The organism is Mesorhizobium sp. M7A.T.Ca.US.000.02.2.1 (genome assembly GCF_003996995.1).
Lineage (GTDB): Bacteria > Pseudomonadota > Alphaproteobacteria > Rhizobiales > Rhizobiaceae > Mesorhizobium.
In genome coordinates, this window is sequence record NZ_RZTT01000003.1 from 22,975 (window position 1) to 46,738 (window position 23,764).

18 protein-coding genes are annotated in these 23,764 nt (G+C 58.7%); 2 read left to right on the top strand and 16 right to left on the bottom strand.

Going from position 1 to position 23,764, the window contains the following annotated elements:
* Window positions 1–2 precede the first annotated feature (2 nt).
* The 8 genes from EOD15_RS00705 to EOD15_RS00740 form a co-directional block, all read right to left on the bottom strand.
* Entirely contained in the window at window positions 3–3,107 is a 3,105-nt protein-coding gene (locus tag EOD15_RS00705; RefSeq protein WP_206618623.1) for a sialidase family protein, read from the bottom strand.
* A 570-nt stretch (window positions 3,108–3,677) separates the two neighbouring features.
* Complete coding sequence (locus tag EOD15_RS00710; RefSeq protein WP_127310017.1) at window positions 3,678–3,890, bottom strand: hypothetical protein; 213 nt, start codon at window positions 3,888–3,890, stop codon at window positions 3,678–3,680.
* 302 nt (window positions 3,891–4,192) lie between these two features.
* The gene (gene purU, locus EOD15_RS00715; RefSeq protein WP_127310018.1) at window positions 4,193–5,077 is read right to left on the bottom strand and encodes a formyltetrahydrofolate deformylase; all 885 of its coding nucleotides are present in this window, start codon (window positions 5,075–5,077) and stop codon (window positions 4,193–4,195) included.
* A 71-nt stretch (window positions 5,078–5,148) separates the two neighbouring features.
* Complete coding sequence (gene folD / locus EOD15_RS00720; RefSeq protein WP_127310019.1) at window positions 5,149–6,039, bottom strand: bifunctional methylenetetrahydrofolate dehydrogenase/methenyltetrahydrofolate cyclohydrolase FolD; 891 nt, start codon at window positions 6,037–6,039, stop codon at window positions 5,149–5,151.
* Window position 6,040: 1 nt separating this feature from the next.
* Complete coding sequence (locus EOD15_RS00725) at window positions 6,041–6,628, bottom strand: sarcosine oxidase subunit gamma (protein WP_245463533.1); 588 nt, start codon at window positions 6,626–6,628, stop codon at window positions 6,041–6,043.
* The gene (locus EOD15_RS00730) at window positions 6,594–9,527 is read right to left on the bottom strand and encodes a sarcosine oxidase subunit alpha family protein (protein WP_127310020.1); all 2,934 of its coding nucleotides are present in this window, start codon (window positions 9,525–9,527) and stop codon (window positions 6,594–6,596) included. Before EOD15_RS00730 ends, EOD15_RS00725 begins: the two co-directional genes overlap by 35 nt.
* Window positions 9,524–9,814 (bottom strand): sarcosine oxidase subunit delta, encoded by a 291-nt coding sequence (locus EOD15_RS00735; RefSeq protein WP_127310021.1) that lies wholly within the window; start codon window positions 9,812–9,814, stop codon window positions 9,524–9,526. The genes EOD15_RS00730 and EOD15_RS00735 overlap by 4 nt, the downstream gene beginning before the upstream one ends.
* Before the next feature lie 9 nt (window positions 9,815–9,823).
* Window positions 9,824–11,074: a sarcosine oxidase subunit beta family protein gene (locus EOD15_RS00740; protein ID WP_127310026.1), complete on the bottom strand. Its 1,251-nt coding sequence runs from the start codon at window positions 11,072–11,074 to the stop codon at window positions 9,824–9,826.
* A gap of 125 nt (window positions 11,075–11,199) precedes the next feature.
* Between EOD15_RS00740 and EOD15_RS00745 the strand changes: the two genes are divergently transcribed.
* Window positions 11,200–12,231 (top strand): GlxA family transcriptional regulator, encoded by a 1,032-nt coding sequence (locus EOD15_RS00745; RefSeq protein ID WP_206523013.1) that lies wholly within the window; start codon window positions 11,200–11,202, stop codon window positions 12,229–12,231.
* Between the two features lie 18 nt (window positions 12,232–12,249).
* On the opposite strand, the gene EOD15_RS00750 is transcribed toward EOD15_RS00745, so the two are convergent.
* The 3 genes from EOD15_RS00750 to EOD15_RS00760 all read right to left on the bottom strand — a co-directional run bounded on the left by EOD15_RS00750 (window position 12,250) and on the right by EOD15_RS00760 (window position 15,811).
* On the bottom strand, window positions 12,250–12,678 hold the full coding sequence (locus tag EOD15_RS00750; RefSeq protein ID WP_127310022.1) for a thioesterase family protein: 429 nt from the start codon (window positions 12,676–12,678) through the stop codon (window positions 12,250–12,252).
* A 147-nt stretch (window positions 12,679–12,825) separates the two neighbouring features.
* A complete protein-coding gene (locus EOD15_RS00755) occupies window positions 12,826–13,635 on the bottom strand; it encodes an enoyl-CoA hydratase-related protein (protein ID WP_127310023.1) in 810 nt (269 codons plus the stop codon).
* Window positions 13,636–13,651: 16 nt separating this feature from the next.
* Window positions 13,652–15,811, bottom strand: coding sequence for an acetate--CoA ligase family protein (locus EOD15_RS00760; RefSeq protein WP_127318120.1), 2,160 nt, complete (start codon window positions 15,809–15,811; stop codon window positions 13,652–13,654).
* Between the two features lie 71 nt (window positions 15,812–15,882).
* Between EOD15_RS00760 and EOD15_RS00765 the strand changes: the two genes are divergently transcribed.
* Window positions 15,883–16,932: an AraC family transcriptional regulator gene (locus EOD15_RS00765; RefSeq protein WP_127310873.1), complete on the top strand. Its 1,050-nt coding sequence runs from the start codon at window positions 15,883–15,885 to the stop codon at window positions 16,930–16,932.
* Between the two features lie 117 nt (window positions 16,933–17,049).
* On the opposite strand, the gene EOD15_RS00770 is transcribed toward EOD15_RS00765, so the two are convergent.
* From EOD15_RS00770 to EOD15_RS00790, 5 genes are read right to left on the bottom strand one after another with little or no spacing between them, the layout of a single operon-like run.
* On the bottom strand, window positions 17,050–18,093 hold the full coding sequence (locus EOD15_RS00770; protein WP_127310874.1) for a betaine/proline/choline family ABC transporter ATP-binding protein: 1,044 nt from the start codon (window positions 18,091–18,093) through the stop codon (window positions 17,050–17,052).
* Between the two features lie 51 nt (window positions 18,094–18,144).
* The gene (gene proX / locus EOD15_RS00775) at window positions 18,145–19,155 is read right to left on the bottom strand and encodes a glycine betaine/L-proline ABC transporter substrate-binding protein ProX (protein WP_127310875.1); all 1,011 of its coding nucleotides are present in this window, start codon (window positions 19,153–19,155) and stop codon (window positions 18,145–18,147) included.
* A gap of 31 nt (window positions 19,156–19,186) precedes the next feature.
* The gene (locus tag EOD15_RS00780) at window positions 19,187–20,119 is read right to left on the bottom strand and encodes an ABC transporter permease subunit (RefSeq protein WP_127310876.1); all 933 of its coding nucleotides are present in this window, start codon (window positions 20,117–20,119) and stop codon (window positions 19,187–19,189) included.
* Complete coding sequence (locus EOD15_RS00785) at window positions 20,112–21,290, bottom strand: acetyl-CoA C-acyltransferase (RefSeq protein WP_127310877.1); 1,179 nt, start codon at window positions 21,288–21,290, stop codon at window positions 20,112–20,114. The genes EOD15_RS00780 and EOD15_RS00785 overlap by 8 nt, the downstream gene beginning before the upstream one ends.
* Before the next feature lie 3 nt (window positions 21,291–21,293).
* Window positions 21,294–23,612, bottom strand: a complete 2,319-nt coding sequence (locus tag EOD15_RS00790; protein ID WP_164761556.1) for a 3-hydroxyacyl-CoA dehydrogenase NAD-binding domain-containing protein — start codon at window positions 23,610–23,612, stop codon at window positions 21,294–21,296.
* Window positions 23,613–23,764: the final 152 nt, after the last annotated feature.

A 23,764-nucleotide genomic window follows, 5' to 3' on the forward strand; every position in this document is an offset into this window, starting at 1 on the left:
ACCTAGGCGTCCCCGGTCCCGAGCAGCTCGAAGCCAGCGCTCTTGAGCGCGGCGTTGAGCGCAGTGACCTCGTCCTTGACGAGCCCATTCAGTTTTTTGATCTCGCTGTCGACCTTCGACATGATCTCATCGGAAACATGACGGGCCTGCACGGTTGGCGCAGCATCGCCGATTTCGACTACGGTGACGAGGTCGATCAGCTTATCATGCCAGCCAGCAGGATTACGGTCGTCGCTGTCGCGCGGCGTCTCCCGCTTGATGTCGACCAGCGTTCCCTCGATCGCCTCGAGCCGCCCGAACAGTGCCTGCGTGCGCTCCCCGAGCGATTTGTCACTGCCGCCGAGCCGCTTCTGGAGATCCGCGAGTTGACGCTTTAGGAGCCGGATCCGATTGACCGCCTGATTGAGCGATGAGACCTTGCCGAACAGCTCTTCTAAGAGCGCGAACTGCTCGACGAAGTCCTTGTCAGTCGTCGCTATGCGGGGATCCTTAACGACGGTGAGACCGGCCGTCTGACTCTTTCCGTCCGCCTGCAGCACAACCTTATAGCTGCCGGGTACCACCGCCGGGCCGCTCGGATCCTCGTCCTCCACCGCGAGAGGCTCGTACTTCCGAGTTATCAGCGATTTGTCGAGCTTGGACGGTCCGCGATGCCTGAGGTCCCAAACGAAACGGTTGAGGCCGGCCTTCGTGCCTGGCTTCTTATCGAAGGACGCTTCTTGGTCGTCGCTCGAGAAATCGACGATGGTCTTGCCCGTGGCGTCCTGGAAAGTGAGCTTGACCGGACCCTCCGCATCCTCAAGCAGCCAATAATAGACGATCGCTCCGATCGGCGGGTTTTCGCCGCAGTCGAGATAGTGGCGATGGCTGCGTCCACCCTCCAGCTCCACGTCCTCTGTGCCGGCACCGATGCCGAAAGACGGACTGTAGCTCATGCCGGCATTGGAGCCTTTCCGGGCTCCGTACCGGAGCCTGGTCCGGACTGTGGGGCGCGGGCTCATCAGCCTCGCAGCTTTCTGATCGACGGCCAGCTCGCGCAAAGGCGTAATGTCGTCGAGGATCCAGAAGGATCGGCCATGGGTGCCGGCGACCAGATCGCTTCCCTTAATCTTGAGATCGTAGACCGGGACCACGGGCAAGCCCCCGGCCAGACGCGACCAGTGCGCGCCGTCGTCGAGACTGAAGAAGACTCCGGTTTCCGTGCCGACGAAGAGCAGGCCCGACCGCACCGGGTCGGCGCGCACCACACGGGTGATCTCGCCCTTGGGGAAGTCGCCGACGATCGACCGCCAACTCTGGCCGCCGTCCCTGGTGCGGAAGAGATAGGGTTGATAGTCGGCGAGCTTGTAGCGCGTGGCCGCTACATAGACGGTGTTAGCGTCATGCGACGATAGCTCGACGCAGCCGACATAGGCGAGTTCGGGCATGGCGTCAGGCGTGACGTTCCTCCACTCGATCCCGTCGTTCCGCGTCACATGGACGAGGCCATCATCGGTAGACGCCCAGATCTCCCCCTTGCGATGCCGGGATTCGACGACCGATGCGCACGTCGCATGCACCTCCGCGCCGGAGTTGTCGTGGGTCAAGACGCCGCCCGAGTAATCCTGTCTAGCCGGATCGTTAAGGCTGAGATCGGGCGAGATCGCCGTCCAGCTCGATCCTTCGTCGCGGCTGCGGAAGACGTGATTGCCTCCGGTATACAGCGTCTTCGGATCATGCGGCGAGAAGGTGATCGGAAAGGTCCAGGCGAAGCGGTACCGCATGTTCTTCGGCGCCATGCCACTCGTTTTTTCTGGCCAGACACTGACGACGCGAATCTGCCGGGTACGGTGGTCGTAGCGTTGCAGAGCTCCACAGCCGCCTGGGCTCGAGCCGGTCGCGCCGCAATAGACGATGTCGGGGTCCTCAGGATCGACAGCGATGAAGCCGCTCTCGCCGGTCCCCGGATAGGCGCAGTCGCCCAGGGTGATGACGCCCGTTTCCGCGGCGCTCGGGACTGAGATCGCGGTGTTGTCCTGCTGGGTAGCGTAGACCCGATAGGGGTGCCGATCGTCAACATCGATGCGATAGAACTGTGCCGTCATCTGATTGTAGATCGACGACCAGGTCCTGCCACCGTTGAAGGTGATGCAGGCGCCGCCGTCGTTGCCTTGGATTATCCGCTTGGGATTGGCTGGGTCGATCCAGAGAGCGTGGTTGTCGCTGTAAGGCGTCGTCAAGTTGGTGAAGTTCGCCCCGCCATCGGTCGACTTCCACATTTGCAAGTTGTTCACATAGACCGTATCGGCATGTCCGGTGTCGGCGAAGACGTGGGTGTAGTACCAAGGGCGATGGATCAGATCGCGGTTTTGCGAGACATGGATCCAGCGGTCTCCGTAGTCGTCAGTGCGGTAGAGCCCGATCTTGTCGCCCTCCGCCTCGATGAGCGCGTAGACGCGCCCGCGCTGCGCCTGCGAGACGGAGACCCCAAGCTTGCCGAGCACCCCGCCCGGTAGGCCATTGCGACCGGACAGTTCCTCCCAGGTGTCGCCGCCGTCAAGCGACCGGAAGAGTCCGCTCCCCGGCCCACCGCTGTTCAGGTTCCAGAAACTGCGCCGCGTCTCCCAAGTCGTGGCAAAGAGGATGCGCGGATTGCTGGGATCCATCGAAATATCGACGGCGCCGGCGTCAGGATTGCGGTAGAGGACCTTCTGCCAGGTCTTGCCGCCGTCCTTGGAGCGGAACACGCCTCTTTCCTCATTTGACCCGAACGCGTCGCCCAGCGCCGCGACAAAGACGATGTCCGGGTCGAGCGGATGTATGCAGATCTTGCCGATATGGCGGGTCTTTTTCAGCCCCAGATGAACCCAACTGCGGCCGGCATCGGTCGATCTATAGACGCCATCGCCGTAAGAGACGTCGACGCGGATCGTTGTCTCGCCCGTACCGGCATAGATGACATTCGAGTCGGAGGGGGCAACCGCGAGCGCGCCGACGCTGGCACTCGTGAAGAAACCGTCGGACACGCAACGCCAATAAACGCCGCCGTCGGTTGTCTTCCACACCCCGCCCGCACAGGCGCCAAAGTAGAACACCATTGGATCGGTAGGATCGCCTGCGACCGCCACAACGCGGCCGCCTCTGGCGGGTCCGATGCAGCGCCATTTCAGGGCTTCGAGGCTCTTCGGGTCACTGACAAGGATCTGCGTCGACATCGCACTACCTGCTCATAATGATGTTATTTGTGCTGAGACTCTGGAAACTTTCGCGAGAGCGCGCCAGACCCTGGTTAAATGCCGCTGTCAATTCACCTTGGGTCACCGAAATTGAGCGTCGGCCGCTTGCGCCAAATTCAGCTCGCATATGCCAAGTTCTAATGAACGGCTGCGATCCATTCTTCGATGGCGCTGCTGGTTCATCAAAGATACTTACGCAATTCGGGCAGCCTTCGCTTGGCCGATGGCATATGCTCGGTAATCATAGCGCGACTCCAGATGATACGTGGCGTTCTTGATAATGCGGTTGCGCTACATGCAATCCCATCGCCGCCTTGTCGAGGCTGCCGCCCCCCGCCACATCGACGAAACTTTTTCAGGCGCATGAATTCCACAACTGTATGCCTCTTGGTGGAGTCGCTTCGATGGCTGCCGCTCTCAATAAGCTGTGCGGCCGGAATGACTCATGTACCTCCACTGGAATTATGCCGCCTTCAGTTGCTTATTTTCCGCAATTTCGTCGAGAACGGTATCGGATTCCTGCGTTCTCTTTGCGTCTTTAGGGGGAACCTGCGTTTGGTTGATTGCCTGCGCGAGGTCGTGCAGAGATGGAAACGCGTAATCGGAAGATTCCGCAGCCGAGCGGCGGCCTGTCTGCGCAAACGATGGCGCCATGGAGATCGGCGAAGAACCCAACTGCAACCTCTGAGCACCCGCGCGCCATCCTTAGCGCGGGCGCGGTGTGGAAACAGTATCGGATGGGCTTCGTCATCGCTCGCGAAACGCTCGCGAGCTCTTTCGCTCGGCGACCCGGAGAGAAGCCGGATTGAGCTGATGGGCAGCAAAGGGTCATTGCTGCCCTGCAACCCAGAGATCGCTGGCAACCGCCATTCTGTTCGAGCTGCGAAAGCGAGACGGTCCGTCAAGTGCGAAAAATGCAGCGGCCAAGGTCGAATGGTTGGTCCGAAGCACTTCCGCTAACGCCGGGCGCCGCTGCATCATCCCATTCGTTCTGAGGCATAGGAGCCAGGCGAAGCGGGGAAGACCACCGTCTTATTCCCGTTGAGGAAGACACGGCGATGGATGTGCGCGTGAATGGCACGTGCGAGAACCTGGCTTTCGACGTCGCGCCCGAGCGAGACGTAGTCTGACGGGCTCTGGGCGTGGGTGACGCGAACCGTGTCCTGTTCGATGATCGGCCCCTCGTCGAGATCGGCGGTCACATAATGCGAGGTCGCGCCGATCAGCTTCACCCCGCGTTCAAAAGCCTGCTTGTAGGGGTTCGCTCCTTTGAATGACGGCAGGAAGGAGTGATGGATGTTGATGATGCGGCCGGACATCTTCTCGGACATCTCATTCGATAGCACCTGCATGTACCGGGCGAGCACGACCAGCTCCGCGCCGGTCTCCTCGAGGATGCGCATCTGCTGCGCTTCGGCTCCCCTCTTATTCTCCTTCGTAACTTTGACGTAGTGGAACGGAATGTCATGGTTCACGACCAGCTTTTGGTAGTCCAAATGGTTCGAGATCACCGCCACGATATTGACCGGCAACGCTCCGATACGCCAGCGATACAGAAGGTCATTGAGACAATGGCCGAAGCGCGAGACCATGATTATCACCCTCATCTTCTGGCTCTCGTCATGGAAGGCGAAGTCCATTGCGAACGTCTCGGCGGTGTCAGCAAAGCCGTTGCGCAGCGCGTCGAGGCCAGCGCCTTCTTCAGAGATAAAGCTCACACGCATGAAGAAGTTGCCGGTCTGCGTATCGTCGAACTGCGAGCTGTCCGTGATGTTGCAGCCGCTGCCGGCGAGGTAGCCGGCGATGGCAGCGACGATCCCGCGCTTGGACCTGCAGGTGACGGTCAGGTAGTATTTGTCCATAGGGAGCTTGCTCGTGTGTGCGGAAGAGATCCATTCGGGCCTGTCAGGGAGAGTGCCGGATTGCACGCGGCTCATAAGGTGAGGCCCTCGGGCTCGGACAGCCTATAAGCACGGCAGCAGGCGGTAACCGTGTTGGCGAGAAGACAGGCGATGGTCATGGGACCGACACCTCCCGGCACTGGCGTTATCGCTCCCGCTACCTCCGCCGCGCTTCCAAAATCCACGTCGCCCACCAGTTGTTGCTTGCCATCCCGCGCGATCCGATTGATGCCCACATCGATCACTGTAGCGCCCGGCTTGATCCAGTCGCCGGGGATCATCTCGGGGCGGCCGACGGCAGCGACAAGAATGTCGGCTCGACGGCAGAATGATGCCAGATCGCGTGTACGCGAATGAGCAATGGTTACGGTGCAGCTGTCATTGAGCAGGAGTTGCGCCATCGGTTTTCCGACGATGTTCGAGCGCCCCACGACCACGGCTTCAAGCCCAGAGAGATCGCCGAGATGGCTTCGCAGCAACATCAGGCAACCCAATGGGGTACATGGCACCATCGCATTTTGTCCCGTGCCCAGAAGCCCGACATTCGAAATGTGAAACCCGTCGACATCTTTTGCTGGATCGATCGCATTGATCACCAGATCGGCGTTCAGATGACTGGGTAGAGGGAGCTGGACAAGGACACCATGAATATCCGGATCGGAATTCAGCTGCTCGATTAGAGCAAGCAGATCGGCCTGAGATGTTTCGGTGGGCAGCTTGTGTTCAACGCTGCTCATGCCAGCTTCGATAGTCTGCCGTCCTTTGTTGCGCACATAGACTTCCGACGCCGGATCGCCGCCTACCAGAACCACTGCCAGGCCCGGCGTAATGCCGTGTTCCTCCTTGAGCCAGGCCACATCCCCAGCAACGCTCGACCGTAGCTGCGCCGCGGACTCTTTGCCGTCGATGATCTGAGCGGTCATGTTACCTTTCCTCTAGCCGCTTCGCCGCCGTTTCCAGTGCGTGCCAGAGCGATCCGGCCGACGAGCGCGCGCCCAGCACGGCGATATGAGCCTCGCTGCGGCGGATGACGAAACAGCTCATATGCTCAAGCCCGGTGCGCGTCGCGCAGCCCGGGCCAAAATCCGCGAGATCGACGTTAACGAGCTTCGACAGCAGTGCATCGATAGGCCCTGTGCCGGCTCGCGAAACGATCTCGAACGCGACCCAGCCATCGGTCTGCTCGGTCACCGAGCAGCCAGGGGCGAGTTGCTTGAGCTCGGCGGCAAAATCCAGCTCGGCGCGGCCTTCCGCCTCGATCATCCACTGATCCAGCCCGGTCCACAGCGCGGCAACCCCCTGCCCTGCAATCCAGCGGCCTGGTCCGGGAAGAGCGAGGCCGAACGGCGTGGGCTCAACGGTTCCGCGGCGCAGCGCCATGGAGGCAAGCGCCAGACCCCCGTTCTCACGGATCTCCAACGCCCCGAACGATGCGAGGCGTGGTAGTGCGGCACCGAGCGCGGTGATGGGTCTCAGGTCACTCACGAAGACGTGCTCCTTCAGGATCGACAAAATGCGCCGGCACGACGCGCAGGCGCGAGCTTTCGCCTTCGAGCGGGTTCGCAGCCACGATCACCTCGCCCAGCCGTTCATCGCCGTTCTCTAGGAAACCGAGCCCGATCATCGAGCCGACATGCGGACTGTAACAAGCCGACGTGGTCCAACCCTGATCGGTGTCGAATTTCCTCGGTGCGCCTTCCGCAAAAAGATGCGAGCCGCTGACCACATTCCCGGCAGGATCGACGGGCCGCAGCCCGACCAGGCGTCGCCTGTCGCCGGCAAGGCCCTCGCGCCGCGACATCACGGCGCCGACGGAATCCTTCTTCTGCGATACCATACTGCCAAGCCCGACCATGAGGGCCGTCGCCTGTCCGTTCAACTCAGGGCCGGCGGCGTGTCCCTTCTCGATCCGCAGGACCCCCAATGCCTCGGTGCCGTAGGGCGTCGCTCCGAGATCGGCTCCCAGTTCCATCAGCCGCTCGATCAATGCGTGGCCGTAGCGTGCGGGAACCGCAATTTCGTAGGCAAGTTCGCCCGAGAAGGAGATGCGGAAGAGCCGCGCGCGCAGGCCGTCGCAGACGGTGAGCTCCGTGCAGGCCATAAAGGGGAAAGCCTCGTTCGACAGGTCGAACCGGTCAACGATGCGGGCGAGCAGAGCGCGCGACTTCGGCCCGGCGACGGCAATCTGCGCCCAGGCATCGGTCGTGGAGATGAGCTGGACGTCGAGTTCCGGCCACAGGCATTGCCGCGCGAATTCCATGTTGCGATAGACCAGACCGGCGTTTGCGGTCGTCGTGGTGACCACACAATGATCCTCGGCCAGCCGCGCGCAGGTGCCGTCGTCATAGGCAAATCCGTCTTCGCGCAGCATAAGCCCGTAGCGGACCCGGCCGACTTTCAGTGTGGCCATCATGTTGCAGTAGAGCCGGTTGAGAAACTCGCCCGCGTCGGCACCCTGGACATCGATCTTGCCGAGCGTCGTCACATCGCACAGGCCCACTGCGCCGCGCACGGCCCTGGCCTCGCGGTCCACGCTGTGGCGCCAATGCGTTTCGCCCGGACGCGGGAAATATTGCGCGCGCATCCACTGCCCGACCTCGACGAACACCGCACCCTGCGCCTCGGCCCAGTGATGGGTGGGTGTGAGGCGGCGCGGTCGGAAATGCCGCCCTGTATCGCCGCCGCCCAGGACCGAGAGCGTCACTGGAGTGTAAGGTGGGCGGAAAATCGTTGTTCCAATTTTTGGGATCGACCTCCCGGTCAGCTCCGCCATCACGGCAAGACCGGTCACATTTGACGTTTTGCCTTGGTCCGTCGCCATGCCCAGAGTCGTGTAGCGTTTCAAATGCTCTACCGGCCGCATGTTCTCGGCATGGGCCAGCTTGATGTCCTTCACCGTCACGTCATTCTGGAAATCGACCCAGGCGCGCTTCTTGCCCGGTACATGGAAGACGGGCGCAACCGTGTAGTCTGCCTCCTCGGCGCGCGGCAAATCGGGCAACGATGCCGCGATTCCAAGTTCGTCCATCGCACGCTGTGCGGCTCGCGCGCCGGAACGCAAGGCGTCGGCGGTGGAAAAATGGCCCGCCGCCGCACCTGCCGGAATTAACCCTACAGGCCCATCCTCTCCAGGCAGGAACGCCTGCAGCGGTTCATTCCAAACAGGCCGACCGCGATGATGCGAAAAGAGATGCACATTCGGGTTCCAGCCGCCAGAGACCCCAAGCGCGCCGCACTCGATTGATTCGGACCTCCCGTTTGCCTGAACCTCGATCGACTTCAGGCCAAGCCGGCCGCGTGAGCCAGTCACCATGCCCCCCGCGATCAGTCGGTAGTCACCGCGAGCCTTCGCCTCGGGGCGCGCGTCGATGACGGCGGCGATCTGGACACCCTTGGCGGCCAGATCGCGCGCGGTGTGATGACCGTCATCGTTATTGGTAAAGACGGCGACCGTCTCGGACGGGCATGCCGCCCAGCGATTGGCGTAAGCCCGCATCGCGCCGGCCAGCATGATTCCCGGACGGTCATTGTCGGCAAAAGCGATCGGGCGCTCTGTCGCGCCCGCCGCCAGGACCGCGCGTTTCGCCGTAATACGCCAGAGTGTCTGGCGCACACGCCCGCTCACCTCCGGGAGATGATCGGAAACGCTTTCCACAGCGCCATAGATGCCGTGATCATAGACCCCGAAAACCGTGGTGCGACGCATCACGCGAATGTTCGGCAGGCTCTCAAATTCAGCCTCCAACGCTGAGATCCAGTCGCTGGCTTGCGCTCCGTCCAACGTTCTCGTCTCGGACAGAAGCCGCCCGCCCAGGCGGAAATCCTCGTCGGCCAAAATCACACGTGCGCCGGAGCGCGCCGCCGTCAGCGCCGCAGCAAGCCCGGCCGCCCCCCCGCCGATGACCAAGAGATCGCAATGCAGGAAGCCCTTGTCATAGACATCGGGATCGGCCTGCATTGAAAGGCGCCCGAGGCCTGCCGCCCTGCGGATCACCGGTTCGTAGAGCTTTTCCCAGAAGGCTTTCGGCCACATGAAGGTCTTGTAGTAGAAGCCGGCTGTGAAGAAAGGCGACAGCAGGTCGTTCACCGCCAACGCGTCAAAGCCGAGCGAGGGCCAGCGGTTCTGGCTTCGAGCCTCCAGACCGTCGAACAATTCCACCGTCGTCGCGCGCGTGTTGGGCTCCCGCCGCGCCCCCGTTCGCAGTTCGACTAAAGCGTTCGGTTCCTCCGAACCGGCCGAGAGAACCCCGCGCGGGCGGTGATACTTGAAGCTGCGGCCCATCAGACGAACGCCATTGGCCAGCAGCGCAGAGGCGAGCGTGTCGCCGGCATGGCCATGATACCGTTGCCCGTCGAAGGTGAAGTTCAGGGTCTGCGAGCGATCAATCAGCCCTCCGGCTAGCCGTGTCATTTGCTGCACCTCGTCCGCGCAAGGGCCACATTGCGGGCCAGTTCCGCACCGAGGACTTCATGGGTGACCGTGTCGCGCGTCACCACCAGCCATGACCGGTCGCCGTGCTCGTGGTACCACAGTTCGCGGTGCACGCCCGCCGGGTTGTCGCGCAGGAAGACGTAATCGCAAAAAGCCGCCTCGGCATCGGGCGCGGAGGGGGCTGGACGGTCGATGAGCCGCGCGTCGCCCAGATAGGTGAATTCCTGCGCATCGCGCAGGCCCAGAAGTGGATGGGTGATCAGCATTGAACCGCCTCAGTGGAGATTGGGCTGGGCACCGGCGCCGCGCTCGTCAACCACATGGCCGCGTGCGAACCGCTCGATACGATAGGCGCGCGCGGTCTCGTGCGATGCGCCGGTGGCAAGAAGATGGGCGAAGGCGTAACCGCTGGCAGGCGTCGCCTTGAAGCCGCCATAGCACCAGCCGCCGTTGAGATAGAGGCCCTCAATTTGCGTGCGGTCGATGATCGGCGAGCCGTCCATCGACATGTCCACCACACCCCCCCACATGCGCAGGAGCCTCGCCCGCCCGATCATGGGCATCAGCGCCATACCGCCTTCGACGACGTCCTCCACCACCGGCAGGTTTCCGCGTTGGGCATAGGAATTGTAGCCGTCAATATCGCCGCCGAAGACAAGCCCGCCCTTGTCGGACTGGCTGATGTAGAAATGGCCTGCCCCGAACGTGATCACACCGGGAATGGTGGGTTTGAGCCCCTCCGTGACGAAGGCCTGCAAGACGTGGCTTTCGATCGGAAGCCGCATTCCAGCCATTGCCATGACCCGGCTCGAGGAGCCCGCCACCGCCACCCCGACCTTGTCGGCGGCGATATAGCCACGCGATGTCTCCACGCCACGCACCTTGCCGCGATCGAGCCGGAAACCGGTCACCTCGCAATTCTGGATCAGGTCCACGCCGTGGCTGTCGGCGCCGCGGGCATAGCCCCAGGCCACGCCGTCGTGCCGCGCGGTGCCGGCACGCGCCTGCATCAGGCCGCCTTTGATCGGGAAGCGCGCGTTGTCGTAATTCAGGAACGGAACCATGGCGCGCAGTTCCTCCCGACCCAGCAGCCGTGCGCCCGCCCCCGCCAGCATCATGGCATTGCCGCGGCGGCGAAAGGCATCGCGCTGCGCATCCGTATGAAAAAGGTTGATGATGCCGCGCTGGGAAACCATTGCGTTGAAGTTGAGCTCCTGCTCCAGTCCTTCCCAGAGCTTCATCGAGAACTCATAGAAGGGCTCATTGCCGGCAAGCAGGTAGTTCGAGCGGATGATCGTCGTGTTCCGCCCGACATTCCCGGATCCGAGCCAACCTTTCTCCAGCACGGCGATACGCGATCGTCCGAAGGTCTTGGCCAGATAATACGCTGTGGCCAAGCCGTGGCCGCCTCCGCCGACAATCAAATAGTCGTAGGAAGGCTTTGGATCGGGATTGCGCCAGAGCGGCCGCCACCCGGTGTGACCCTTGAGCGCTTCAGCAAAGACGCGGAAGCCGGAAAACTTCATATCAAGGACTCCTTGGACTGCCGAGACTATGTCACGGCAAGGGCAGCGAGGTGTTTTCAAAATTGACACATGTGTGCTTTTGCCGGACATGTGCGAACGATGTGGACGATAGGATTTTCAACAGGATGATTGACGGGAATCACGGCAGCGCGCAGCGATACGGTTTCCTGCTGATCGAAGGCTATGCCCTGATGTCCGCGGCCGCCGCGGTCGAGCCGCTGCGCGCCGCCAACCTGCTTAGCGGGCGGACCCTTTACGATCTGAACTTCATCTCGGCCAAAGGCGGGTGGATGCGCAGTTCCGTCTCGGGCGCGTTCGAAACCGAACCTGTTTCAGAAGCAGGCACTGATTTCGATATTCTCTTCGTCGTCGCCGGCGGCAACCCGCTCACCTATCGGGACGACAGGATCCTGGCGTGGCTACGCCGTCTCGCCCGGTCGGGAGTGCCTTTGGGCGGAATCTCAGGCGGGGCGGCAATCCTGGCCGCGGCGGGTGTTATGTCGTCACGCCGGTTTACCATCCACTGGCAACACATCGATGCAATGCGCGAGGTCTATCCTGAGGCGCTGATCGAACGCCGCCTCTTCGTCATCGATCGCGACCGCTTTACCTGCGCCGGCGGCATGGCTCCCCTGGACATGGCCCACGCCCTGATCGCTTCAGATCACGGTGTGGAATTGGCCCGCGCGGTCAGCGATTGGTTCATCCATACCGGCATCCGGCAGGCAGAGGCGCCGCAGCAATTGGACCCGGTGCGCAGGTATGATCTGCACCATCCCGCTCTGGTCGCCATGGTACAATTGATGACGAGCCATATCGCGGACCCGCTAAAGCTGGAAGATCTGGCTCATCTGAGCGGTATCGGGGCGCGGCAATTGGAGCGGCTGACAAAAAACCAGCTTGGACAGAGCGTGATGCAGTTCTATCGGTCTCTGCGGTTGGAGAAGGCCGACGAGATTCTGCAGCAGTCCAACCTTCCGCTCGTCGAGGTGGCGCTTGCCACTGGCTTTTCCAACCGTAGTCATTTCTCACGCGCTTTCCAGGCCCACTTTGGCATAGGCCCCGCCACTCGACGAAAACGGCGCGGCCGCGAAGAGGCTCCGGATCAGTCTGACCGAAGAATCCTGGGGGAGAAACTAAGCAGCTTGGCCCAGTAGAGCGTTCCAAGCAGGCTCTTAGCCTTCGGCACACACCGGTCCCAGTGATCTCAACTTATGGAGGAAGGGTTCGGGAAGCGGCGTGCTGCGACCATTTTTGCGATCGACCAGCACGTGAGTGACTTCAGCTGTAGCCATTGGCTTACCTTCGATCCATAAACCTTGGCCCACAAGAAATGATGATCTGCCAGTCTGGAGTAACAATGATCCCACAACGATCTTGTTTGGATACTTTATCTCTGCTCGCAGGTCCATGGCGATCCGCGCTATCGGCAGTATGTAGTCGTCGGAAGCCAGCATCGTATCGAATATTGCCCTGCCAGCGGCAAAATAGGACGAGTATACACCGACGTTCACATGACCGAGAGCGTCGGTATCACAGAACCGGACATGCTCGTCAGCAAAATGCTGGAAAAGCTCAATATCTAGGAGTCGTGCGTCGTTCATCTTGTCACCAACAAAGTCAGTTGGATATGCAAGCTGCGCCCGTCATATCGAGAAGCGTCCATCGGCTGTGTCCCCACTCACCAACCCGCATTCAAACGCCAGTCACTGTACCTAGGAGGTTGTGCCGCTGAATATATCTCTAGTGATTTACCTGCCCCTCCACTGGGGCTTACGCTTTTCCATGAAGGCCCGGGGTCCTTCGAGGCTATCTTCAGAGTTCGCTATAGCTTTGTACTTTTTCAATTCACCTGGCGGGTTTCTCACCGCTGCGAACCCGTCCCTTGCAGAGAGGTGCGATGTATAGCGCATAACTTCTTTGAGACCTTCAATGGCGAGCGGGGCAGATTCGCAGATCTTCTCGGCATGGCGCATCGCCGCTGCCAGAGCCTCTCCCCGGGGAACAACCTCGTTCACAAGGCCCAATCGAGCAGCCTCAGACGCCGAGATCGGCTCGCCGGTCATCATGAGGTGCATTGCAATATTGTACGGTATCCGGCGATGCAGGTTCTGAATGCCGCCCGCCATCGGCAAAAGCCCGATCCGCGTCTCGGGGAGAAGGAAGCGCGCATGCTCGGCCGCTACGATCATATCGCACGCGAGCGTGATTTCGAAGCCTCCTCCCGCCGCGGCGCCGTTGACAGCGGCTATTACTGGCTTTGTCAGGCCCCAGAACTCCGCAATGCCACCGAACCCCCCAGGGCCGTTGCCGACCTGCGTGTCGTAATAGAGGTCAGCGGTTAGGCTTTCATCGGACTCCTTCAAGTCCCAACCGCCGCTGAAGATGCGGTCCCCGGCGCCTGTGAGGATTGCCACTCGTAGGTCTTCGTCTTCCTGAAACGCCGCGAACGCAGCATAAATTTCTCGGCTCGTACGGCGAGAGATGGCATTCGCCGGCGGGTTGTCGATCGTGACAACAAGTATCTGTCCGTGGCGCTGAGTGCTAACTAGTGCGGTCATAGCGGCAGCCTTCTGATCAGTGCTTCGTATGTAGATTCTTGATGGCGGCTCTAACCGGCAGCGCGTCTACCGCAATCACCTCAGCGTCAGTAATAATCACAGGATTCACATCGAACTCAGCAAGCTCGTCTTTCAGCGCATCAGCCATATTAGAGAATTTCGAGAATGCTCGGGCCAGTGCATGGACATCATACGGTTTCTCGCCACGACGGCCGTCGAATATTGGTCGAATCTTGAGGCGGTCGATCAGCTCTAGTGCGCGCTCCTCGCCAAAGGGCGCCAGCGCAATCTGCCGGTCGGCAAACAACTCGATCCATTTCCCTCCCGGAGAGACGGTTACCAGCGCGCCGAACTGAGGATCGACAACCATGCCAAAGCTCATCTCAACGCCGGAGGGGCTCATCCTCTGGACCATCACCTTTGGTCCCAGACGCTGCGCTAAATCCTTGTAGGCTTCAGTCACCCGAGTAACGCTGTCCAGATTCAGCGAAACGCCACCGACGTCGGACTTATGATAGATACCCGGCATCGCAGTCTTCAACACCACAGGAAAACCCGTCATGTCGACTGCGGTCAGCACTTCCTGCAGATTCTCGCACTCGTGGTTTGCCACCACCGGAATATCAAAAGCCTGCAATACCGACAGGCCAATCTTCTCACCATCGGAACCCGGCTGCGCGAGCAGGGCTTTAGCATTTTCAAGAGCTGATTGTGGGACCGAGAAGCCGACCTCCCTCGCGGCATTTTCTAGTCGCGCTTTAAAGGTGTCGACGGCCTTCACCGCCGTCATCGCGCAATCGACCCCGCTGATGAGAGGAACGTCGCAATCCAACAATCGCGTAGCTATCTTAGAGTTTGCAATCCCCGAAAAGCTGCTCATCATAAACATCGGTTTTCCGGTCAACCGCTGCGTCTCAGCCACGATCTCGGCATAGACGGTCCCAAATTGAAAGGCGTCCCCTGCCTCGGTTGCAATAGCGCCAAATGCGCTGTTGGGATCACGCATCATCAACTCTAAACAACGCGCAAAATGTGCTTTGGCGTCGGTACGGCTACCCCATGCATCCAGTGGGTTCTCCGCGATCATACCGTCGTCCAACTGGTCCTGCAGTTGGGCCAGCGTGGACTTACTAAGTTCAGCGAAAGTGGCGCCCTTGTCTTCTGCGATATCAACCATGAGTTCGCGCAGCCCGCCAGAATCCATCGCCACGCAGAGCCCACCTGAATTGGCGTCCTTGACGTGCGCGAGTAACTGGGCTGTCGCCGCCAACTCATCGAGTGTCTTGACCGAGATCACATTGTAACGGTCGAAGAGCGCTTCATAGGTCGACGCGTCGCCGACGACCGCTCCACTATGACTGATGGCCATAGCGGCGCTCTTTGCCGTCCGGCCGACCTTGAGCGCGACAATCGGTATGCGCTTGCTAGCGGCCTTTTCTAGCGCTTCCACGAAGCGTGCGGGGTCACGGACCGTCTCGATAAACAATGCAACTGCTTTGGTCGATGGCAACTCCAGCGCATAATCTAAGTAGTCCGCCAATGTGGTATTGAGTTCCTGGCCGGACGACACGGTTAAATTGTACCTAAGACGCGTTAGATCAGTGGCTAGCGCTTGAATGACAGACCCGGAATGGGCGATCAATGAAACATTTCCAGGCGCGGCCTTGGTAACAGGACAGGAGCTAAACGTTGCATGCGTGCTGTTGGTGAAGTTCTGAAACCCCATCCCGTTACCGCCGCAGATCGGCATTCTCGCTTCCGCGGCGATACGGGCCAGACGATCGCGTTGCTCCTGATTACCACAGTCCGCGAATATGACGGCAGCTCGCACGCCAAGCGTTACACATTCCGAGAGAACTTGCTCCAACAGTCTCTGATTGACCGCAACTACCGCCAGGTCTGGCGCCTCTGGCAGTTCAGATACCGCGCTGAAGCAGTCGACATTTCCGATCTTCTTATACTTGCTGTTTACGGCGTAGAGTCGCCCGCGGTACCCACGCTCAACCATGTGGTCAACTGCGCTTCTGCCTAGGCTTCCTTCAGTTGCCGAAGCGCCGATAATCACGGCGGAACGAGGTTCAAGCAATGGCTTTAGCCAGTGGTTGGAGGGCACTTCGGAATTCTCCTTGAGGGGCAATTTCTTATAGCCAACATAGCCATGCTGAGCCACACGCACATTGACATTTCATGCCACATTTTCGATAGTGCCCGCCAACAGGGGTCGTTGTCGACACCTAGGAGTACATCATGACGACCGCGGTTCTGAAGCTGCCCACTATTCCAATGCGCGTCTGCAAACCGGTCTTGGCCCATATGCGCGATCACGGCGTTGCGATCCCAGCACGTGATGCGCGTACTGGCTTTGACCTTTCGAAATTTCAAGTTGACGGTAAGCGTGTATTCCTTTGCGAGTGTATCGCTCTTATGGAGTTTGCTGCGCGAGAAATTTCCGAGCCGGCGTTTGGCCTTAACCTCGGCCGCACCTATAGTATTTATGACCTTGAGATCATCGGCTACATGATGCTGAACTCGAAGGATGTGGGAGACGCTCTACGGACATTTGTGCGGTATTTCAAACTTCGTGCCGACGGTTGTCGATTCGACCTCATTAGAGGACCCGACGGGACTGCGGAGTTGACTTATGCAGTGATCGCCCCCGGCGTCGCCGAATGCAGACAGGATGTTGAACTGGCGCTCGCCTGGGGCATGCAGATAATACGCACGCTATCAAGCCGTACCTGGCGCCCGATTCGCGTGCAGTTCAAGCATAGTCCCTTGGCCGCTATCGAGGATTACAGGGAGGTTTTTCAATCGCCAGTTCATTTCGAACAGGGCTCCAGTTCGATTGTTTTCGACAGCAGGGTGTTGGAACATCCTGTTGCCAACGCAGACCCGCGGTTGTTGGGCATTCTGCGGGACCAGGCTGAGAGCCTTATATCACGAGATGCCTACTCTGCTGATCTGGGTTCGCTGGTAGGCGCGCAGATTGACCAAGCTGTGCTACTGGGTAGGGCTCCCCGAATCGACTGGATTGCTAAGCAGCTGGGCATGACCACACGAACGCTTCAACGTCGCCTGGACGAACAGGGACTAATGCTGCGTGATTTAGTCGACGCCAAGCGGAAAGCCGTCTCGACCGATCTACTGGAGAAATCTGATTACGGTCTTGCCGACATCGCCATGATCTTGGGCTACTCGGAGGTCAGCGCATTTGTTCGAGCTTTCACACGCTGGACGGGTATGCCCCCAAAGGCATACCGAGTGCATTGGCGAGAACAGGCGGTCGCCAATGCCTGAGGTCGCACAGGTCGGCTCTCGTCGGCGTGATTAATTAACTCTTAGCGAACGCCTTTTGATGCGATGGCTCACAGCTAGCTAAGCTAGGAGGCCATGCAAACCACATCCAGTGACCGCTTAACGGTCCCTGTCTGGACGCATTGTGAGAAATGTCAGGATATCCTCACGAGCAATCATGCCGACGTTCGTACCGCCTCTCGAAACGAGAAGCGTTCCAGTTCCAGAGATACCCCTCCGTATGACCTCCGCCACTGGCGTTTGGGCGTCGATAGAACCGCCGTCACAGGCGACATTTAAGGAATCGACGGTCTCCGAGGTTGATTGCATGATGTCACCGGCAACCAACTTATCCAAGAGGGTGACATGGCTTACGAATTCTCGAACGTAAGGTGTCGCAGGTCTCAGTAGAATGTCCTGCGGCGTGCCGATCTGTTCCACCTTTCCTTTGTTCATGATCGCAATGCGATCACCTAATCGCGCGGCTTCCTCGATGTCGTGAGTTATGAATACGGTCGTTTTTGTCGCTTTTGCCGAGATCTCTATGAACTGATCCTGTAGCTGCCTTCTGATAATGGGATCCAACGCGCTGAACGGTTCGTCCATCAGCAGAATTTCCGGATCTGTTACCAAGGCGCGCGCTAGACCCACCCGCTGCTGCATCCCACCGGACAACTCGTCGGGATAAAAAGTCCCCCACTCTGGCAGTTGGACTCTTTCTAGCGCCTCTTGGGCCAGCTGACGTCGCTCAGTCTTCTTGACCCCCCGAATTTCTAGTCCCAGCGCCACGTTCTCCGTCACAGTTCGGTTTGGTAGTAGTGCAACATGCTGGAACACCATGCCTATCTTTCTCGAGCGCAACTGCAGCAAACGTGCCTCGCTCAAATCGTTAATTGACGCCCCATCGATAACGATTTCTCCGGCGGTAGGCTTGATCAGGCCATTGATATGGCGCAGCAGAGTGGACTTCCCACTTCCGGATAGGCCGATTATACAAAATATCTCACCTTGATTTATGTCGAAGCTAACGTCTTCGACGCCCACGACATATGGGGGTGCCGGGGCACCGGAAAGACGTGATCGTTTTATCTCCTCCAGCGCATCGCCTTCGCGCGCCGCGTAGATCTTCCAGACATTTTTGAACTCAATCTTCTTGACTGACAATTTCGAAATCCTGATCCAGGCGTGAAGATGAAGCGTTCGCAATATACCCTTCTACGGCTTAGCCGCTTTCAAGGCCTCGTTTACCCAACCGTCAAATGTGGCACGGTGCGCCTTGATCCAGTCTTGAGTGTGGCGCTCAATATCTTCGGGTGACTTTTCGCCCTCTTCGATCAAGCTGTTCTCAGCTTCAATGTCCGCCACTGGCACCGTGGCCAGTTCGAAAAACTTGTTGGCCGCGGGATTTTTTTCCAAAAACTTATTGTTCGCGAGCACTCGGATAGTATTAGGAGCAAACCCAGTGTTCGTTCCGTCTGGAGATTCCGTGTTCGCGTTCGGGTCATCAGGGCTTGCCGAGAAGGGCACGTTTAGCCAAACGACATCGGTTCCAGGCTTCAGGCGATTATTGAGCCAATTTGGCGACCACGTATAATACAAAATTGATTGACCATTCTTGTACCGTTCCAGCATATCAGCCACCAAGGCAAAGTACTCGCCCTGATCATGATGAATTGTATCCCGCAATTTATAGGTCGTCAGATGGTGTTCAATTATCCGCTCGCATCCCCAACCGGGGTTGCATCCCACGAGATTGGCCTTCCCGTCACCGTCACTATCGAAAAGTGCTGCAAGCTTCGGGTCAGAGAGCTGCCCGAAGTTCGATATGCTGTATTTGTCAGCTGTGCGTTTGTCGATAAGATAACCCTGTTTCACGTTGGGCGTGAAGTTTCCTATTCGCGTCATCACCTTCTTGCCACCAGCATTCTCGAAGAACGCGTCATGAAGGGGCTGCCAATGGTGCACCGTGTAATCGACATCGCCGTTAGCTACAGCGATGTGAATTGTGGGATAGTTCGCGATCTGAGGCTCCTCAACCGTATAGCCGAGTGCTTCTAGCCCATGCTGAACGATCAGGTGTTGGAACACCGAGGTGTAATCTTCGCCTTTAATCTGTCGAACTACTATCCCTTTTCCTGGGAGATCTCGAGCCAAGACGCCAGGTGCGAGCGCGACGGTGAACACCGCAACGGCGGTTGCCAATTTTTTCAAAACTGACGTGATCATTTCATCCTCCTTGAGATCTGCTTATTGTTGTTCATTTTCTTCCACGAAACAGGAAGCTCAGGATCGCCAGAGGCCGCGATCCTGGCCCTGTGGCGCCAACACGCTGTCTGGTAGTCTGCGCAAACGACTGTGATAGGCGGTCGATCGCAATCGCCAGCATCACAATTCCAAAACCCCCAACGGTTGCTTGGCCGAGATCTAAGCGGCCTATACCGCTCAACACGAGTTGCCCCAGCCCTGGAACAGAGATCATCGAAGAAACAACCACCATCGACAGGGCAAGCATGATTGTCTGATTGACGCCAGTCATTATGGCCGGCCGCGCCTGGGGCAACTGAACCTTAAACAGGACCTGCCAATCATTCGCTCCGAACGCACGAGCGGCTTCAACCAGATCGTGACTGACCTCACGAATGCCAAAGTTGGTCAGTCTGATCACCGGGGGCAGCGCATATATCATCGTAACGATCGCACCCGGGACCTTGCCAATGCCAAACAGCATCACAACTGGCACCAGATAAACGAATGAAGGGATCGTTTGCATGAGATCCAAAACAGGCCTCATGCCGGCTTGGACCTTTTCACTACGCGACATGAGGATTCCGAGAGGAATGCCGATGATAAGACATGCGAGAACGCAACTTACGACGAGTGATAGCGTCGTCATCGCCTCTATCCACGCGCCGATGAGGCCGATCACAATCAACGGCATAACCACCGCTACCGCCACGCCAGCCCCACCTGTCTGCCACGCGACTAACCCGACAACCACGAGCAAAACAGTTGGCGGACAGCTATGCAATGCTTGTTCCACGGCGTTGAGAAGAAGCTGAAACGGAACCTTGATAGACTGGAACATCTCACGATAGTGTGAGGTGACCCAGGCCATTCCGTTGTTCACCCATTCCCTGACCGGAATGTCGATTGAGGCAAATGGGTCAAGAAGGTCAATTCTTTCAGGCATCGCGACCACTCCCTGCTTCAAACAGTGCGCCCGCCCCCATACCGCCACCCACACACATTGTGACGACAAGGTATTTGCCAGCTCTTCGGGACAACTCAATAAGTCCGTGGCCAGTCAGACGGGCGCCCGTCATCCCGTATGGATGTCCAAGGGCAATCGCGCCACCATTCACGTTTAATCGTTCAGAGGGAATCTCCAATCGATGCTGACAGGGGAGTACCTGGGCAGCGAAGGCCTCGTTAAGCTCCCATAGGTCGATATCGCTGGTTGCAACTCCCGCCTTCCTAAGCAGTGGCGGCACTGCCAATGTCGGTCCTAATCCCATCTCGTCCGGCTCGCATCCCACGACCGAGTATCCCCGAAAAATGCCCAGAATAGGCAGCCCCGATCGCACCGCGTAATCTGCGTCAGCTAGAACGCATGCTGATGCGCCATCGGACATCTGGCAGGCGTTTCCGGCCGTAATCGTGTACTCACTTCCGAGGATCGGCTTAAGTCCGCTCAAGGTTTGCTCGGTTGTGCCAGGCCGGATGCCTTCATCTCTCTCGATGATTGCCGAACCTGCAGGGTCCAGTTCGTCATCTATGGTGATCGGCGCGATCTCGCTGCTGAATAGACCCCCTTCCCGCGCGGCCGAAGCTCGACGTTGGCTTTGCGCCGCATACGCGTCCTGATCTTCTCGTTTGATCCCGTATCGCTGAGCGACGACTTCAGCGGTCTGGAGCATGGGCATGTAGATTTCGGGCTTGTGGGTTTTGAGCCATGGCTCGGGAATCCAGCCTTTGCGTATCTGCTCGTTATCCACAATGCTAACTGAGTCCACCCCCCCTGCAATACCGACGTCAATCTCGCCACATGCGATGCGATGAGCAACCTGAGCGATTGCCTGCAGCCCGGAGGCACACTCTCGGTTTACAGTTGCAGCTGCAACCGACGTCGGCAGGCCTGCGCGAAGTGACGACAGGCGCGCAATATTTCGTCCTGCGGCGGCTTCAGGCAGTGCGCATCCAATGATCGCGTCTTCGACTCGACCGGGTTCAATTCCAGCACGCGCTACAGCGTGAAAAATAGCGTGCGCAGCCAGCGAAACGGGATGAACCGCGCGCAGCGCTCCTTTGTAAGCTCTGCCTACAGGAGTCCGAGCTGTTGAAACGATAGCTACAGTTCGCATCTTTCACCTGACATCCGCAAATCTCATGCCGCTCTTGGCAAGGAATGCCAGTAGAGGGGCAGGTTCCCATACCACCGGGCCGTGTTCTTCTCTAAGTTCGATGACCTGGTCGTAGACTCGTTTTGGGCCCAAATGATCGGCCCAGAACATCGGACCTCCCTTGCGACGTGGAAAGCCCAGCCCATTCATCCAAACTACATCGATATCGCCGGAACTCCTCGCAATGCCGTCACCGAGCAGCCAGGCGGCGTCGTTGACCACAGGCAGCAGGCATCTTTGCAGTATCTCGTCATCGGAGATGTTCCGTCTCTTGAACCTTAGTTCGGAGGAAGTCGACTCGATCAACGCGGCGACCTCGATGTCCGGATGCGCCTCGCGCTGTCCCGGCTCATATCGGTACCAACCCTTGTTTGTTTTCTGACCATAGCGGCCAGCTTCGTAGATCCGGTCCGCGACGTGCGGATAACGCATTCCGGCCGGGTATGACGCCGCCTGCCTTACATGATAGCTGATATCATTTCCGGCCATGTCGTTCATCACGAATGGCCCCATCGCGAACCCGAACTCTTGAAGCACTCTGTCGACCTGTTCCGGAAGGGCGCCCTCTTCCAACAAAAAGAGTGCTTCGCGTTGGTACCCGGCAAGTAGCTTGTTGGCTACGAAAGCGAACTGGTTGCCGACGACCACCCCGATCTTACCAATGTGCTTGGCGACAGCTCTCAACTGCTCGATAGTCCCTTCCGCTGTCTCCCTGCCTGGAATTATTTCAACCAGCTTCAGGAGATGAGCAGGACTGAAGAAATGCATCCCTGCAATCTTTTTTGACCGCCCTGTTGCAGCTGCAATCTCGTCAATATCGAGCGATGACGTGTTGGTGACCAAAACGGCGTGGTCTGGACATATACTGTCTAGCTTGGCGAAGATCGTTTTCTTTAGTTCAAGGTCTTCGGACACCGCTTCGACAACCAGATCGGCCTCTTCTAGCGCCTTCATATCGCCAATTGCTATGATATTGTTGCGTGCCGTGTCGCCCTGCTCCTGGGATATGCGACCACGCCTAACCATGGATTTCAACGACGCACCAACGGCCTCAAGGCCCCCAGCTAGCCGATCTCCAGCTTGATCGTGAACCAACACCTTCACGCCGCCTGTCGCAAAGCTGATTGCAATTCCGCGACCCATGAAGCCGAAGCCAACCACTGCAACGCATCTCGGAAGACTTAAGGTCTCGGCACCAGACCGGAAATGAGGCAGATCAGTTGCAAGCTCGACCCTGCTTGCATGTAATAGTGCTATTGTCTCGGCTTCCGCGAGCAGCTTTTCGTTGTGTCCGTTTTCAATGGCGATGTTTTCTTCAAGGGAAGCTGACTGGGCTCCTAGAACGCATTCCATAGCCAGTTTCCCAGCCGGTGCCTTCAAGGAAGCTGGAAACGATTGCTTGAAATCCTCAATGATTTCCTGCCGGCTTTTCTCAGTTGGGCTTTTTGAACGCCTCGGACTGCGATCCGTCCCGACCCGAATTGCCTCATCCACCAACGCTTCACGGCTGCTGACCAGTTCATCAACCACTCCGAGCGCGTGCGCGGCATTTCCGGTAATGTTCTTCCCCCCGACGATCATTTCAAGGGCGCATTGCAATCCTGCCAATTCACTCAGATGAAGAGCGGCGGCACCTAAAGGAACAAGCCCCCATGTCGCCTCGGGAAACGCAAGCTGTACGCTCGGTGTGGCAACGCGCGCGTGGCAGGCGAGCGCTATGGACAGAGCCTCCCCAATGGCGCGCCCCTCAAGAGCCGCGACAACGGGGACCGCGGACGTCTTGATCGTGGTAATCAGTTCCTGCAAGCCGCCAAAATCTACCTTCTCTGAGGATCTTGAAATGTCGGTTCCAGAAGAGAATTCCGGTCCTGCGCCCCTCAGAATGATCGCATCGATGTCTTTGCGCGTCGCAAACTGGTCGATCAAAACTTTCAATCGAGCACGAGCAATGGCAGTGATCGCATTCAGCGGAGGATTGTCTAGATAGATGACCGCAACCCGACCAAACAGTTTGTAGTGAGGGGCACCCAACATCAAGCATTCTCCAGCAAAGCGATCTAAAAAACGACGGCGCTCGCAAACCAGTTTACACGAGCTCCATCGGCTCAGCTTAGACCGCGCGATTAGGATCGCGTTGACACGTTCAGCCACTTTTTTGACATCCGCCGCCATCGATGATTTGCGGTTTGCCCGCGAATGCGAGGAGAGGCGGGTGCGAAGGCGGGCGATTTGGCCCGCAATCCAGGGGATAACCGAGGCGACGCAGTCCTCCAGCGCCTTCACCCAACTCGAAGTCGGCAAGGCAACGCGAAGAACGGACGAATGGCTCGTTCCGGTCGCGACGAGCTCCCAGGCAGATCGCCCGCTCGATGCCATTGAGAAGGAAAGCGGACGAGTTGCGCCACCCATGCCTCGGGCGCGGTTACGGCTGATCG

Excerpts from the sequence above, each read along its gene's own strand:
- EOD15_RS00780 (WP_127310876.1), bottom strand. The coding sequence starts at position 20,119 with ATGCCTGAAAGAATTGACCTTCTTGACCCATTTGCCTCAATCGACATT.
- EOD15_RS00740 (WP_127310026.1), bottom strand. The coding sequence starts at position 11,074 with ATGAAGTTTTCCGGCTTCCGCGTCTTTGCTGAAGCGCTCAAGGGTCAC.
- folD (WP_127310019.1), bottom strand. The coding sequence starts at position 6,039 with ATGACCGCTCAGATCATCGACGGCAAAGAGTCCGCGGCGCAGCTACGG.
- EOD15_RS00765 (WP_127310873.1), top strand. The coding sequence starts at position 15,883 with ATGACGACCGCGGTTCTGAAGCTGCCCACTATTCCAATGCGCGTCTGC.
- EOD15_RS00745 (WP_206523013.1), top strand. The coding sequence starts at position 11,200 with ATGATTGACGGGAATCACGGCAGCGCGCAGCGATACGGTTTCCTGCTG.
- proX (WP_127310875.1), bottom strand. The coding sequence starts at position 19,155 with ATGATCACGTCAGTTTTGAAAAAATTGGCAACCGCCGTTGCGGTGTTC.
- EOD15_RS00730 (WP_127310020.1), bottom strand. The coding sequence starts at position 9,527 with ATGACACGGCTAGCCGGAGGGCTGATTGATCGCTCGCAGACCCTGAAC.
- EOD15_RS00755 (WP_127310023.1), bottom strand. The coding sequence starts at position 13,635 with ATGACCGCACTAGTTAGCACTCAGCGCCACGGACAGATACTTGTTGTC.
- purU (WP_127310018.1), bottom strand. The coding sequence starts at position 5,077 with ATGGACAAATACTACCTGACCGTCACCTGCAGGTCCAAGCGCGGGATC.
- EOD15_RS00785 (WP_127310877.1), bottom strand. The coding sequence starts at position 21,290 with ATGCGAACTGTAGCTATCGTTTCAACAGCTCGGACTCCTGTAGGCAGA.
- EOD15_RS00735 (WP_127310021.1), bottom strand. The coding sequence starts at position 9,814 with ATGCTGATCACCCATCCACTTCTGGGCCTGCGCGATGCGCAGGAATTC.
- EOD15_RS00750 (WP_127310022.1), bottom strand. The coding sequence starts at position 12,678 with ATGAACGACGCACGACTCCTAGATATTGAGCTTTTCCAGCATTTTGCT.